Below are 13,428 nucleotides of genomic sequence, written 5' to 3' on the forward strand. Positions count from 1 at the left end.
GGCGCACGGGCCATCAACAAGGCGGATATCCGCCAAATTGCAGGACGCGACTTGGCCGATTGGCGGGATTCCGCCACGGTGCTGTGGCTGTTCAGAGTCCAGGAAAAACCTGCAACCCTTGATGTAATAAGGCTGTAGGACATTTCGCCGAAGGTGGCACGGGCCTTGCGATACAACCAGCAGATGCCTGCCGATGCGCAGCTCGACAAAACAAATCCCTCCAGTGCAGGAGGGTTCGCAAATGAGGTGTCGTCGACAACAGATGGAGGTTGTCGCGGGACGCTCTTGAGGAACTTTGCAATGACGACTCGTCAGCCACTGTATAAATCCCTGTACTTCCAGGTAATCGTTGCTATCGCCATCGGCATCCTGCTTGGTCACTTCTACCCGCAGACTGGTGTGGCCCTCAAGCCGCTGGGTGACGGGTTCATCAAACTGATCAAAATGATCATCGCGCCTATCATCTTCTGCACAGTTGTCAGCGGTATCGCCGGCATGCAGAACATGAAGTCGGTCGGCAAGACCGGCGGTTACGCGCTCTTGTACTTCGAAATCGTTTCGACCATCGCATTGCTGGTTGGTCTGGTGGTGGTCAATATCGTGCAGCCCGGTGCCGGCATGCACATCGACGTCACTACCCTGGATGCCTCCAAGGTCGCTCAGTACGTATCCGCCGGTGCCGATCAAAGCGTTGTTGGCTTCCTCCTGAATGTCATCCCGTCCACCATCGTCGGTGCGTTCGCCACGGGTGACATCCTGCAAGTGCTGATGTTCTCGGTGATCTTCGGTTTCGCCCTGCATCGCCTGGGTGCCTATGGCAAGCCGATCCTGGACTTCATCGATCGTTTCGCCCACGTGATGTTCAACATCATCAACATGATCATGAAGCTCGCGCCAATCGGTGCCTTCGGTGCCATGGCGTTCACCATCGGCGCCTACGGTGTCGGCTCGCTGGTGCAACTGGGTCAGTTGATGGCCTGCTTCTACATCACGTGCCTGCTGTTCGTCCTGGTGGTGTTGGGCGGTATCGCTCGCGCCCACGGTTTCAGCGTGCTGAAAGTGATCCGTTATATCCGTGAAGAACTGCTGATCGTGCTGGGGACTTCCTCTTCGGAATCGGTGCTGCCACGCATGCTGATCAAGATGGAGCGTCTGGGTGCGCAGAAATCCGTTGTAGGCCTGGTGATCCCGACCGGTTACTCGTTCAACCTCGACGGCACTGCGATCTACCTGACCATGGCGGCGGTGTTTATTGCCCAGGCCACTGATACTCACATGGACCTCTCTCACCAGATCACGCTGCTGGTGGTGTTGCTGCTGTCCTCCAAAGGCGCTGCGGGCGTGACCGGTAGTGGCTTCATCGTACTGGCTGCGACCCTGTCTGCGGTCGGCCATCTGCCGGTTGCCGGCCTGGCGCTGATCCTGGGTATCGACCGTTTCATGTCCGAAGCCCGTGCCCTGACCAACCTGGTGGGCAACGCCGTGGCTACTCTGGTAGTGGCCAAGTGGGTCAAGGAACTGGATGTCGACGTGATGCAAACCGAGCTGGCTTCCGGTGGTCGCGGCATCGCCGATGAGCGTGAAGAAGACGATCTGGGCGTGGCCGAAGGCCCAACCCCGAACAGCGTCAAGTAACGCTCGCTTCACCGCTGCTCAGGCTGCAACGAAAAACCCGCTTCGGCGGGTTTTTTGTGGGCGGCGATATGAGCGTAACGGTCAGCGCAACTGACGTAAAAGGTGATTGCCGCAATGCCGATGGCTGCCTAGTCTGGGGGTATGGTTTACGGAGAAGCATCCCATGCTCGGTCCACTGGCATCACTCAAGGTTCTGGATTTCTCTACATTGTTGCCGGGGCCGTTTGCCTCGTTGTTGCTGGCGGACATGGGCGCCGAAGTGTTGCGTATCGAATCGCCGGCCCGCATGGACCTGTTGCGGGTGCTGCCGCCCCATGACCAGGGTGTCTCGGCCAGCCACGCCTACCTCAATCGCAACAAGCGCAGCCTGGCGCTGGACCTCAAGCAGCCTGAAGCGCTGGAGGTGATCAAGCAGTTGCTGCAGGACTACGACATCGTGCTGGAGCAGTTCCGCCCCGGCGTGATGGAGCGTCTGGGCCTGGGTTATGAAGCCTTGAAGGCGATCAATCCGAAACTGATCTATGTCTCGATCACCGGTTACGGCCAGACCGGCCCGTACAAGGACCGCGCCGGCCATGACATCAATTACCTGGCGCTGGCAGGGCTGGCCAGTTACACCGGTCGCGCCGACAGCGGCCCCTTGCCCTTGGGCATGCAGGTGGCGGATGTCGCCGGAGGCTCTTTGCACGGAGTGATTGGCCTGTTGGCAGCGGTGATCGCCCGTCAACAAAGCGGGTCAGGGCAACATCTGGATGTGAGCATGACCGATTGCGTGTTCAGTCTCAACGCCATGGCCGGCGCCGGGTACCTGGCCTGTGGCGCGGAGCCGCACTGTGAGGATCAGATGCTTAATGGCGGCAGCTTCTACGACTATTACCGCACGCGCGACGGCCGTTGGTTATCCGTGGGGAGCCTGGAGCCGGTGTTCATGAAACAAATGTGTACGGCACTGGGGCTGGAGGAGCTGGCGACCTTGGGCTTGTCGCCTGAACCGGCGCTGCAAAAGAAACTCAAGGAAGCGCTGAGGACCGAATTCGAGAAACACGACTTTGGTGAATTGTGCGCGCTGTTTGCCGAACTCGATGCCTGTGTCGAACCGGTATTGAGTCTGGGCGAAGCGGCCCGGCATCCTCAGTTGCGATCGCGGCAGCTGGTCACTGAAGTGCCGCGCAACGATGGTTCGACCCAGGCGCAGATGGCCTGTCCGTTGAAATTTTCGGACGGGTTACCCGAGCCGCGACATATCGGCGCGGTGCTGGGTGAGCATACCGATCAGGTGTTGGGGGAGTTGGGGTATGGCGTTGAGCGGATCGAAGAGTTGCGGCGTTCCGACGAAGAGGCCGGGACAAGCACCACAAATTCCACTATTCGACCCGCATCTCCCCACTGAACACCAACGTACTCCGACAGCGCCGGCACAAATACCGCCGCCCTTGCCGCACCAGCCCATGGCGTTGCGCCGAAAACGGGAAATCGCTGTCGGCGCAGGGGCATTTGTAGATGTAGCGGGTCACGCTGCGGCGTTTGACGTCATAGGTATGGCAGCGATTGGGCGGCAGTTCGTACACGCCACGCATGATCAATTGCCACTCTTCGCCATGGGGCTGGATGCGGTCGCCGAACAACTGATGGGCGATCAGGTGGGCGACTTCGTGGGCCACGGTCTGTTTAAGAAAGTCTTCGGTGTTTTCGCGGTACAGCTGGGGATTGAAACGCAACATGTTCTCGTGCAAGTGCGCGACACCGGCTTTTTGCCCGCGCAGCTTGAGACTCACCACGGGGCGTTTGAAAGGTCGTTTGAAAAAGGATTCAGCTTGTTGGAAACAGTCTTCGACGCGGGTTTTGAGGTGCTCGGGCATGCTTGATGGATCTCCAGAGACGTCGAGTATGCCGCAACCCTCGGGGCATGCGAATCGTCCAGGCGCCGAATGGTCACTACCGCCCACTATTTTGCGCACGTTAAAAGGCCGCCTGGTGGCGGCCTGTGTTGGCAGATCTGGTTTTTAGGTAAACAGCCTTGTCAGTTGGTATAGACCGGCCCCACGCCGAGTCCCCAGACAATCACGGTGAACGCCATGATGGCTACCAGCACCACCAGGCCCACGGCGAGCACCGAACTCGAAAACAGGAATCCTTCGTCCGACGGAATGTTCATGAAGGTCGGTAGCCCGACATAGAGCAGGTACACCGTGTAGCAAATGGCCGCGGTGCCGACGATCATCCCCAGCCACATGTGCGGGTACAGTGCCGCCAGTCCACCAATGAACAGCGGCGTCGCGGTGTAGGTCGCAAACGCGACGCAGCGGGCCAGGCTCGGGTTGGCATCATAGGTACGGGCCATCCAGTGGATGAACGCGCCCATCACCGCTACGCCGCCAAGCATCGCCAGGTACGACATGATCGTCATCCATAGCGCGCTCTCTGTCGTCAGCATCACCGGCGCTCGATTGCCGATGACCCAGCCGACCTGGGTGGTACCGATAAACGCCGACACCGCCGGGATTGCCGCCAGGATGAGCGTGTGGGTCAGGTACATGTGGCTGATGCTTTCCTCCTGGTCGCCACGAATTTCTTTCCATTCTTGGTCAGGGTGGGTGAATAGGCCCACTACGTGATGGATCATGCCAGTCACTCCTCTTGTTTTACCGTCGCCCCCCAGTGGAGCGCCTACAGGCCAAGGTGGCCGAGTAAGGAAAGGTCTGGATATGTGTGCGACCTTATGTCGCAGTATAGAAAGGTCTTATCCGCGCAGGTACGGGGGGCTTAGAGCAAATCGCGCTGTAAAAGCGGAGGGTAATCGCTGATGGGTCTGTCACATCAATCCCTGTGGGAGCAAGCGCGCTCCCCCAGTGGATTGTGGGTATTTCAGGGGATGATGGGCACTTCGCCCCCGGCGGGTTTTTGCGTAAAATGCCGGGCTTTCGTCACACCTCACGGATTTCGCGTCATGGGCACTCTCACGGTCAACCAGAACAAACTGCAAAAGCGCCTTCGCCGCCAGGCCGGTGAGGCTGTCGCCGACTTCAATATGATCGAAGACGGCGACAAGGTCATGGTCTGCCTGTCCGGCGGCAAGGACAGCTACACCATGCTCGACGTGCTGATGCACTTGCAGAAGGTTGCACCTATCCGGTTCGAGATCGTAGCCGTGAACATGGACCAGAAGCAGCCGGGCTTCCCGGAGCATGTACTGCCGGCTTACCTCAAGACGCTGGGTATCGAGTACCACATCGTCGAGAAAGACACCTACTCGGTGGTCAAGGAGCTGATCCCGGAAGGCAAGACCACCTGTTCGCTGTGCTCACGCCTGCGTCGTGGCACGCTCTACACGTTTGCCGACGAAATCGGCGCGACCAAAATGGCGCTCGGTCATCACCGCGACGACATCGTCGAGACCTTCTTCCTCAACATGTTCTTCAATGGATCGCTCAAGGCCATGCCGCCGAAGCTGCGGGCCGACGACGGTCGCAACGTGGTAATCCGCCCGCTGGCCTACTGCAACGAAAAAGACATCCAGGCCTATTCCGACTTCAAGCAATTCCCGATCATTCCGTGCAACCTCTGTGGCTCCCAGGAAAACCTGCAGCGTCAGGTGGTCAAGGACATGCTCCAGGAGTGGGAACGCAAGACACCGGGCCGCACTGAAAGCATTTTCCGCAGCCTGCAGAACGTGATCCCGTCGCAATTGGCGGACCGCAACCTGTTCGACTTCACCAGCCTCAAGATCGACGAATCCGCCGCTTCGCGGTTCGTCAACGTCGTAAACCTCTGACACAAATTGTGTGGGAGCGAGCCGGCTCGCGAAAGCGGAGTGTCAGTCAACAACGATGTGGCTGACGCTCCGCTTTCGCGAGCAAGCTCGCTCCCACAGTTTTTGTGTTTCCAGTGGTCGGTTTCATTTCAATCCTCAGGAGAGGGCATGCGCGATTACAAGTGGCTGCACGAATACTGTCTGAACCGCTTCGGTTCAGCGGCTGAACTGGAAGCCCATCTGCCCGTTCCCAAGACTGCGGCGCAATTGCGCAAGATCAGTGATGACCGTTACCTGTCGACCATGGCGCTGCGCGTGTTCCGTGCCGGGCTCAAGCACAGCCTGGTGGACGCCAAATGGCCGTCGTTCGAAGAGGTGTTCTTCAAGTTCGACCCGGAAAAAGTCGTGCTGATGAGTGCCGAACACCTGGAGCGGTTGATGCAGGATGCGCGGATTATCCGGCACCTGGGCAAGCTCAAGAGCGTGCCGCGCAATGCGCAGTTCATCCTTGATGTGGCGCATGAGAAGGGCAGCTTCGGCGCCTTGATCGCCGAGTGGCCGGTGACCGATATCGTCGGCCTGTGGACTTACCTGAAAAAGCACGGGCATCAGTTGGGTGGGTTGTCGGCGCCGCGATTCCTGCGCATGGTCGGCAAGGATACCTTTGTGCCGAGCTATGACGTGGTGGCAGCGTTGAATGCGCAGCAGATCGTCGACAAGGTGCCGACCAGTCTGCGGGACCTGGCCACGGTGCAGAAAGTGTTCAACCAGTGGCATGAAGAGAGTGGCGGGCGGGCGATGAGCCAGATTTCGATGATGCTGGCTTACACAGTGAATCATTGAGACCGAGTTGTGGCCTTCGCGGGCAAGCCTCGCTCCTACAGGGGATTTGGGAACGGCGAAAATCCCCTGTGGGAGCGAGACCGGCTTGCCGGCGAAGGGGGCCTGTCAGGCGACGCTGATCTCGCCTTCGCCAGCCAACCGGCGATTCAACTGAAACCGCCACCGCACATACAACAGCGCCGAACAGAACACCGCCAGGCTCGCCCCCATCTCCAGCAACCCGAACAACTGCCGGTTCGGGTCGAACGCGGCCAATGCGCCCTTGATGAAATACAGGTTCACCACAAAGCACATCCACGAATGCCCGCGCGGGCTACCGATGATCATGCCCGGCGCCAGCAACAGCAGCGGCACCAGCTCGATCAGCAGAATGACCCAGGGCCGTGCGCCGTGCAGATCGGCGATAACCAGGTAGTAGGCGCACAGCAGCCCCAGCAGGCTGAAAAAACACAGCAGGCTGATGACTCGCATCGCTCGAACGCGAGGTTCCAGCCATTGGATGGAGGGCAGAATCTTCGGCTTTTTGGCCACCTCAGCTCTCCAGTTTCTGTGCAGTGCGGGCCAGGCGCAGCCCCAGGGCCCGGCATAGCGCCACTTCATGTTCATTCAAGCCGCTTTTGCCATCGGCCCCGGCGTGGTGACTCGCGCCATAAGGCGTGCCGCCGCCGCGTGTTTCCAATAGGGCCGATTCGCTGTAAGGCAGGCCGGTGATCAGCATGCCGTGGTGCAGCAATGGCAGCATCATCGACAGCAGCGTGGTTTCCTGGCCACCGTGCAGGCTCGCGGTGGAGGTGAACACCCCGGCCGGCTTGCCCACCAGTGCGCCGGTCAGCCACAGGTTGCTGGTGCCGTCGAGGAAGTATTTGAGCGGCGCCGCCATGTTGCCGAACCGGGTCGGACTGCCCATGGCCAGGCCCGCGCAGTTTTTCAGGTCGTCGAGGCTGGCGTACAGCGCGCCTTCGTCGGGGATGTCCGGCGACACGGCTTCGCATTCGGTAGAAATCGCCGGCACCGTGCGCAAACGGGCTTCAAGCCCGGCCTGCTCGACGCCCCGGGCAATCTGCCGGGCCATTTCATTGGTCGATCCGCTGCGGCTGTAGTACAGGACGAGGATATAGGGTGCGCTCACGGCAGCAGCTCCAGCACATTCTCCGGCGGACGGCCGATGATGGCTTTGTCGCCGACTTCGAGAATCGGGCGCTCCATGAGTTTGGGGTGCGCGGCGATGGCGGCGATCAATTGCGCCTCGCTGAGTTGGCTGTCGGCCAGGTTGAGGGTTTTGTAGTCGTCCTCGCCGGTGCGCAGCAGTTGCCGGGCGCTGATGCCGAGCTTGGTCAGCAGGCGCTGGATTTGTACGGCGTCCAGCGGGGTTTCCAGGTAGCGGACCACGGTAGGCGCCAGGCCACGGGCTTCGAGCAATTCGAGCGCACCGCGGGATTTCGAGCAGCGCGGGTTGTGATAAAGCGTCAGATCGGTCATGTGCGGGTCGCATCTTGCGTAAGGTGGCGGCTATTCTAACTGGGCAGCGCGTAATCCAGAACCTTGGGAGGCAATGGGTCGCGGCAGTATTCTTTTTTTGACAAGGATCACGACATGACAAGACGACTGGCAGCGGCGTTGGCGATCATCGGGGCGTTAGTGCTGGGGGGCTGTGGCAACGACTATGGCATCGACCAGAACGGTCAGAAGATCGCTGCCGAGCGCCTGGACAAGCAATGGCTGGTGCTCAACTACTGGGCCGAATGGTGCGGGCCGTGCCGTACCGAAATCCCGGAGTTGAACGCGCTGGCCGAGCAGCTCCAGGACAAGCAGATCGGTGTGTTCGGGGTCAACTTCGACAATGTGCAGGGTGAAGAGCTCAGGAGCGCCAGCGAGAAACTGGGGATCAGGTTCACGGTGCTGGCTCAAGACCCGGCCGACCTGTTCGAACTGCCGCGCAGTGAGGCGTTGCCGGTGACCTACATCATCGATGACAAGGGCAAGGTGCGGGAGCAGTTGATGGGTGAGCAGACGGCGGCGATGGTGATGGCGAAGCTGGAGGCGTTGCAGGCGACTAACTGATCGTCCGTGCGTAGCTGCAATCCCCTGTAGGAGCGAGCTTGCTCCGGGCGGCGTTCCGACGATGGGTTCAAGGACTCCGCGTTTATCCAGAAAAAACGCATTATCGTTAACGTCCATCGTCGGAACGCCGCCCGGAGCAAGCTCGCTCCTACAGGGGGGTTGCGTCGGATCAACCTTCTTCCAGCCACCAGCGCAACGGCTTGCCTTGGGCCGGCCAAAAACGCATCTGGTCGATCGGCGAAACATCCCAGCGCTGCACACTTTCCAGCGCCTGGAGAAAACGCTTCTCTTGCTCCATCAACGCCGGCGCACACATTTTGCGGGTGCTGCCGACCTTGCCGAAGCTCAGCTTGTCGCCGTCCAGGGTATAGGGCGCGAACCAATGGTTGCAGCCGCCGTTGCCGTAGGCCCGACCGTCTTCACCGAGGGTGATGGTCAGGTGGCTGTAATCCATCAACGGACGTTCGCCGATCCATTCCAGTATGTAGCTGCGGTTCTGTTGCAACTTTACCGGTTCGGCGGCGCAGCCCAACAGGCTGGCGCCAACCATGGCGCTCAGAACAAGGCGTTTCATCACGCAGGCTCCTGGCAGGTCGGGCACAGGTGCTTCTCGCCAACAGTGGTCCAGCCCAATTCGGCAATCCGCGCAGTGGCGGCTGGCTTTTCGGCCTTGTTGCCCAGCTTGGCGTCGACCGCGAATTCGAAACTCAGCGCTTTGGCGCAGCTGTCGCAGTTGACGTTCCAGGTGTGGATCGCCAGTTCGCCGAACACCGGACCGCTGGCCACCGCGACCCATTGGCCCGGCGGGTTGATCAGGTGGCGAACCGTTTCGACGGTCAGGCGCATGGACAAGTCCTTGCTGCCTTTGAGGGTCACGACCAACACGTCGTTATTGCGAATCGAGCCGCCGTTGCCGGTGACTTGATAACGCCCCGGGACCAGGGCGCGGCATTCGGTGAGGGTGTGTTGCGGGTTCATCAGGCTATAGCGGAAATCGTGTTCGACCATGGGTCCTCCAAATATGCGCGGCATGCTAGCACAGACATCAACGCAGCACTGCGCGGGCGAATGACCTTCGATCTGGTTCAGCCGGCATCAACTTGATTCCGGGTATTTCCGCCGGCCCAGTCTGCGATGTTCTGCAGGGTGGTCGCGGCGATCGCGCCCAGGGCTTCGCGGGTCAGGAAGGCCTGGTGTGCGGTAATGATCACGTTGGGAAACGTCAGCAGGCGCGCCAGCACATCGTCCTGCAGCGGCAGATCGGAGCGGTCCTCGAAGAACAGCTGCGCCTCCTCTTCATAGACGTCCAGCCCCAGGTAACCCAATTGGCCGTCTTTCAACGCATCGATCAGCGCGGGGGTATCCACCAGGCCGCCGCGACCGGTATTGATCAGCATCGCGCCGGCTTGCATGTGTGCCAGCGACTCGCGGTTGATCAAGTGTTTGCTCTGTTCGTTGAGCGGGCAATGCAGGCTGATGATCTGCGATTCGGCCAGTAACTGCGGCAGGCTCAAATAGCGGGCGCCGAGGGCCTCGACCTGAGGGTTGGGGAAGGGGTCGTACGCCAGCAACCGGCAGCCAAAGCCGTGCATGATTCTGGCGAAGGTCGCGCCGATCTGCCCGGTGCCGACCACGCCGACGGTCTTGCCGACCAGGTCGAAGCCGGTCAGGCCATGCAGGGTGAAATCGCCTTCGCGGGTGCGGTTGTAGGCGCGGTGGAGGCGGCGGTTGAGCGCCAGGATCAGCGCCACCGCGTGTTCGGCCACCGCATGGGGCGAGTAGGCCGGGACCCGTACGATCGTCAGTCCCAGCCGCTTGGCCTCGGCCAGGTCGACATGGTTGTAGCCGGCCGAACGCAGCGCGATCAGACGGGTGCCGCCGGCGGCCAGGCGTTCGAGCACCGGGGCGCTGAGGTCGTCATTGATGAACGCGCAGACGACCTCGTGATGCTCCGCCAACGCCGCCGTATCGAGGCTCAATCGCGCCGATTGAAAGTGCAGCTCGATGCCGGAGGGCAGGGCGGCGGCGAGAAAGCTGTCGCGGTCGTAGGTCTGGCTGCTGAAAAGAATGGTGCGCATGATTTCCTCCTTGTCCCCTCTCCGCTGTAGGAGCGAGCTTGCTCGCGAAAAACCAGAGAACGCCGCAGGGTGTCAGGTTCCAAGCGTTATCTTTAACGACCATCGTCGGAACGCCGCCCGGAGCAAGCTCGCTCCTACAGAGGTGCGGTGAGCTTGGCGCTGAAGGTGATCAACGCCATTGTGCTGTATCAAGCATTTATACGGGCATGGGCAGCCAGGCGGTTGATCGCCCGGTCGAGCTCTTCCAGCGCGCCGGGGGCTTTCGGGTCCTGTTGCTTGAGCAGGGTTTCGCTGCGCTGGCAGGCGGCGCGCAGTTGCGGCACGCCGCAATAGCGGGTCGCGCCGTGCAGACGGTGAACGCGCTCGATCAGGGCGTTCTGGTCGTTGGTTTCCCGGGCGCAGCGGATGGCTTCGCGGTCGGCTTCCAATGACGCCAGCAGCATCGCCAGCATGTCCGCCGCCAGATCAGCCTTGCCGGCGGCCAGGCGTAAACCTTCTTCGTGATCGAGCACCTGCAATTCATGGTCGCCGCCATGGCGGTCGCTGGAACGCTCCGGCCCATGATTGCGCAACGCCAGGCCGGTCCACTTCAACACCACTTGCGCCAGTTGCCGTTCGCTGATCGGTTTGGTCAGGTAGTCGTCCATGCCGCTTTGCAGCAGCGCGCGTTTTTCGTTGGCCATGGCGTGGGCGGTGAGGGCCACGATCGGCAGCGGCGTGCAATGCCGTTCGCTTTCCCACTGGCGAATCGCTTCGGTGCTTTGGCGCCCGTCCATGCCGGGCATTTGCACGTCCATCAGCACCAGGTCGAAGGTCTCGTTCTGCACCGCCTTGACCGCGGCATAACCACTTTCCACCGCGAGTACCTTGGCGCCCATGTCTTCGAGCAGCGTCTGCACCAGTAGCAGGTTGGCAGGATTGTCGTCGACACACAGCACCTTCGGCGCCCGGCTGGACACCGGTTCGCCCGGCTCGCTACGCAACTGGCGCGGGTTGACCAGGTCGGACAGTGCCCGTCGCAGCTTGCGGGTGCAGGCCGGCTTGGCCTGGAGCTGGCTGTGGGGATTGGGAACCGAGAGGTGGAACAGCGTCTGTTCGGTGGTCGGACACAGCACCAGCACTTTGCAGCCCAGGTGTTCGAGGTCCCAGATGTGCTGGTTGAGGCGTTCCGGCGGCATGTCGTTGCTGGTGATGCCCAGCACCGCCAGGTCAATCGCCTGATCGGTCTGATGCGCGCCGGTCACGCCATTGGTCAGGCTTTCCAGGGTATTGAACGGGGTGACGTCGAGGCCGCAGTCCTCCAGTTGATGCTGCAGCGCCTGACGGGCCAGCTCGTGGTTTTCCAGCACCGCCACCCGGCGCCCGAGCAGCGGCGGGCCCGGCAGGTCTTCGGCGTCGTCGCGGGTCTTGGGCAGGCTCAGGCTGATCCAGAACTCCGAACCTTCGCCCGGGGTGCTGTCGACCCCGATCTCGCCGCCCATCTGTTCGATCAAGCGTTTGGAGATCACCAGCCCAAGACCGGTGCCGCCGGGCTGTCGGGACAGCGAGTTGTCGGCCTGGCTGAAGGCCTGGAACAGCGCGCGCACGTCCTGGTTCGACAGGCCGATGCCAGTGTCCTGGATGCTGATGCGCAACTGCACGCTGTCCTCATGCTCTTCTTCGAGCATGGCCCGGGCGACAATGGTGCCTTCGCGGGTGAATTTGATCGCGTTGCTGACCAGGTTGGTGAGGATCTGCTTGAGGCGCAGCGGATCACCCACCAGTGACAGTGGCGTGTCGCGATACACCAGGCTCACCAGCTCCAGCTGTTTGGCATGGGCGGCCGGGGCGAGGATGGTCAGGGTGTCCTGCAACAGGTCGCGCAGATTGAACGGAATATGGTCGAGTACCAGTTTGCCGGCCTCGATCTTGGAAAAGTCGAGGATCTCATTGATGATCCCCAGCAGGCTGTCGGCGGACTTTTCGATGGTGCCCAGGTAGTCGAGCTGGCGCGGGGTCAGCTCGCTTTTTTGCAGCAGGTGGGTGAAGCCGAGTATGCCGTTGAGCGGCGTGCGGATTTCATGGCTCATGTTGGCCAGGAATTCGGATTTGATCCGACTGGCTTCCAGGGCTTCCTTGCGCGCCAGGTCGAGTTCGATGTTCTGGATTTCGATGGTTTCCAGGTTCTGGCGCACGTCTTCAGTGGCCTGGTCGATGCTGTGCTGCAATTCTTCCTGGGCATTTTGCAGGGTGCCGGCCATGCGGTTGATGCCGGACGCCAGCTCGTCCAGCTCGTGACTGCCGAGGGGCGGCAGGCGGGTTTCCAGATGCCCGTCCTTGAGTTGCGTCACGGCTTGCTTGATCTGGCTCAGCGGCCGGTTGATGGTGCGGCCCATGCGCAACGCCAGCAGCGCCGCACCGCCCAGGCCCGCGGCGATCAGCAACAGGCTGGCGAACAGGCTGCGGTAGCCACGCAGCAGCATGCCGTTGTGGGACAGTTCGAGTTCCACCCAGCCGAGCAGGCGATTGGCTTCATCGGGGATCAAGTCACCGGCCAGGTTGCGGTGCTTGCCAAATACCGGCAGTAGATAGCGAGTCGCATCGTTGCCGCTGCGACGCAGCAGCTGCGAGCCGTCGCCCAGGGGGGCAGGGTTGAGCATGATCGGGCCGGCATGGGCCAGCAGGGTGCGATCGGGCGCGAGGAAGGTCACTGCGCGAACGTCCGGCTGCTCCAGTGACTGGGTGGCGATGCGCTCCAGCAGCTCGTTGTTCTGGTGACCCATGGCCGGCGCCACCAGGGGCGCCAGTTGTTCGGCGATCATTTCGCCACGCTGCATGAGTTGGGCTTGCAGGTCGGACTGCTGCATCCAGGTAAAGTAGCCACCCAGTACCAGCGCCATCAGGCTGGTCGGTAACAGGGTCAGCAACAGCACGCGGCCTTTAATTCCCAGTTTCTTGAGCACGCCTCTCTCCTGCATCCCGCTATTCAAATGACCTGCACGTACATCCGGCACGCACCACCTGCGCAGTGTAGCGATTTGATCGCAGGCCATCCCGGTAAAATTTGAAGCAGTCATTCGT

Annotated in this window: 14 protein-coding genes; 5 read left to right on the plus strand and 9 right to left on the minus strand. The window is 61.1% G+C overall.

The annotated features are described in order from the left end of the window. The first annotated feature begins 300 nt into the window (after positions 1-300). On the plus strand, positions 301-1,635 hold the full coding sequence (locus PMA3_RS05860; protein WP_064676282.1) for a dicarboxylate/amino acid:cation symporter: 1,335 nt from the start codon (positions 301-303) through the stop codon (positions 1,633-1,635). 163 nt (positions 1,636-1,798) lie between these two features. Then, a complete protein-coding gene (locus tag PMA3_RS05865; protein ID WP_064676283.1) occupies positions 1,799-3,025 on the plus strand; it encodes a CaiB/BaiF CoA transferase family protein in 1,227 nt (408 codons plus the stop codon). Here the strand turns inward: PMA3_RS05865 and PMA3_RS05870 are convergent. Further along, a complete protein-coding gene (locus PMA3_RS05870; RefSeq protein ID WP_064676284.1) occupies positions 3,000-3,494 on the minus strand; it encodes a SprT family zinc-dependent metalloprotease in 495 nt (164 codons plus the stop codon). The genes PMA3_RS05865 and PMA3_RS05870 overlap by 26 nt on opposite strands. A gap of 161 nt (positions 3,495-3,655) precedes the next feature. Further along, positions 3,656-4,258, minus strand: a complete 603-nt coding sequence (locus tag PMA3_RS05875) for a Yip1 family protein (protein ID WP_017340184.1) — start codon at positions 4,256-4,258, stop codon at positions 3,656-3,658. A 324-nt stretch (positions 4,259-4,582) separates the two neighbouring features. Between PMA3_RS05875 and ttcA the strand changes: the two genes are divergently transcribed. After that, on the plus strand, positions 4,583-5,407 hold the full coding sequence (ttcA, locus tag PMA3_RS05880) for a tRNA 2-thiocytidine(32) synthetase TtcA (protein ID WP_064676285.1): 825 nt from the start codon (positions 4,583-4,585) through the stop codon (positions 5,405-5,407). 147 nt (positions 5,408-5,554) lie between these two features. Next, the gene (locus PMA3_RS05885) at positions 5,555-6,229 is read left to right on the plus strand and encodes a DNA-3-methyladenine glycosylase I (RefSeq protein ID WP_064676286.1); all 675 of its coding nucleotides are present in this window, start codon (positions 5,555-5,557) and stop codon (positions 6,227-6,229) included. A gap of 105 nt (positions 6,230-6,334) precedes the next feature. Here the strand turns inward: PMA3_RS05885 and PMA3_RS05890 are convergent, their stop codons facing one another. Genes PMA3_RS05890 through arsC form a run of 3 tightly spaced genes read right to left on the minus strand, consistent with a single transcriptional unit; the run spans position 6,335 to position 7,708 of the window. Beyond that, the gene (locus tag PMA3_RS05890) at positions 6,335-6,760 is read right to left on the minus strand and encodes a DUF2069 domain-containing protein (protein WP_064676287.1); all 426 of its coding nucleotides are present in this window, start codon (positions 6,758-6,760) and stop codon (positions 6,335-6,337) included. A gap of 1 nt (position 6,761) precedes the next feature. Continuing rightward, positions 6,762-7,358, minus strand: a complete 597-nt coding sequence (wrbA, locus tag PMA3_RS05895; protein WP_064676288.1) for an NAD(P)H:quinone oxidoreductase — start codon at positions 7,356-7,358, stop codon at positions 6,762-6,764. After that, a complete protein-coding gene (gene arsC / locus PMA3_RS05900) occupies positions 7,355-7,708 on the minus strand; it encodes an arsenate reductase (glutaredoxin) (RefSeq protein WP_064676289.1) in 354 nt (117 codons plus the stop codon). Before arsC ends, wrbA begins: the two co-directional genes overlap by 4 nt. A 114-nt stretch (positions 7,709-7,822) precedes the next feature. Here arsC and PMA3_RS05905 point away from each other — a divergent pair, with 114 nt between their 5' ends. Continuing rightward, positions 7,823-8,290 carry a TlpA family protein disulfide reductase gene (locus PMA3_RS05905; RefSeq protein WP_064676290.1) on the plus strand — a complete coding sequence of 156 codons (468 nt, stop codon included), beginning with the start codon at positions 7,823-7,825 and terminating at the stop codon, positions 8,288-8,290. A gap of 169 nt (positions 8,291-8,459) precedes the next feature. Here the strand turns inward: PMA3_RS05905 and PMA3_RS05910 are convergent, their stop codons facing one another. The 4 genes from PMA3_RS05910 to PMA3_RS05925 all read right to left on the minus strand — a co-directional run bounded on the left by PMA3_RS05910 (position 8,460) and on the right by PMA3_RS05925 (position 13,310). Next, on the minus strand, positions 8,460-8,864 hold the full coding sequence (locus PMA3_RS05910; protein WP_064676291.1) for an META domain-containing protein: 405 nt from the start codon (positions 8,862-8,864) through the stop codon (positions 8,460-8,462). Next, a complete protein-coding gene (locus tag PMA3_RS05915; RefSeq protein ID WP_064676292.1) occupies positions 8,864-9,298 on the minus strand; it encodes a hypothetical protein in 435 nt (144 codons plus the stop codon). The genes PMA3_RS05910 and PMA3_RS05915 overlap by 1 nt, the downstream gene beginning before the upstream one ends. 77 nt (positions 9,299-9,375) lie before the next feature. Further along, positions 9,376-10,368 (minus strand): 2-hydroxyacid dehydrogenase, encoded by a 993-nt coding sequence (locus tag PMA3_RS05920; protein WP_064676293.1) that lies wholly within the window; start codon positions 10,366-10,368, stop codon positions 9,376-9,378. 188 nt (positions 10,369-10,556) lie between these two features. Then, entirely contained in the window at positions 10,557-13,310 is a 2,754-nt protein-coding gene (locus PMA3_RS05925; RefSeq protein WP_064676294.1) for a response regulator, read from the minus strand. Positions 13,311-13,428 lie beyond the last annotated feature (118 nt).

This window comes from Pseudomonas silesiensis (assembly GCF_001661075.1).
GTDB lineage: Bacteria > Pseudomonadota > Gammaproteobacteria > Pseudomonadales > Pseudomonadaceae > Aquipseudomonas > Aquipseudomonas silesiensis.

Bases quoted from the DNA above. Each gene is read 5' to 3' on its own strand.
- PMA3_RS05865 (WP_064676283.1), top strand. From the start codon at position 1,799: ATGCTCGGTCCACTGGCATCACTCAAGGTTCTGGATTTCTCTACATTG.
- PMA3_RS05910 (WP_064676291.1), bottom strand. From the start codon at position 8,864: ATGAAACGCCTTGTTCTGAGCGCCATGGTTGGCGCCAGCCTGTTGGGC.
- ttcA (WP_064676285.1), top strand. From the start codon at position 4,583: ATGGGCACTCTCACGGTCAACCAGAACAAACTGCAAAAGCGCCTTCGC.
- PMA3_RS05905 (WP_064676290.1), top strand. From the start codon at position 7,823: ATGACAAGACGACTGGCAGCGGCGTTGGCGATCATCGGGGCGTTAGTG.
- PMA3_RS05860 (WP_064676282.1), top strand. From the start codon at position 301: ATGACGACTCGTCAGCCACTGTATAAATCCCTGTACTTCCAGGTAATC.
- PMA3_RS05885 (WP_064676286.1), top strand. From the start codon at position 5,555: ATGCGCGATTACAAGTGGCTGCACGAATACTGTCTGAACCGCTTCGGT.
- PMA3_RS05915 (WP_064676292.1), bottom strand. From the start codon at position 9,298: ATGGTCGAACACGATTTCCGCTATAGCCTGATGAACCCGCAACACACC.
- arsC (WP_064676289.1), bottom strand. From the start codon at position 7,708: ATGACCGATCTGACGCTTTATCACAACCCGCGCTGCTCGAAATCCCGC.
- PMA3_RS05920 (WP_064676293.1), bottom strand. From the start codon at position 10,368: ATGCGCACCATTCTTTTCAGCAGCCAGACCTACGACCGCGACAGCTTT.
- PMA3_RS05870 (WP_064676284.1), bottom strand. From the start codon at position 3,494: ATGCCCGAGCACCTCAAAACCCGCGTCGAAGACTGTTTCCAACAAGCT.
- PMA3_RS05875 (WP_017340184.1), bottom strand. From the start codon at position 4,258: ATGATCCATCACGTAGTGGGCCTATTCACCCACCCTGACCAAGAATGG.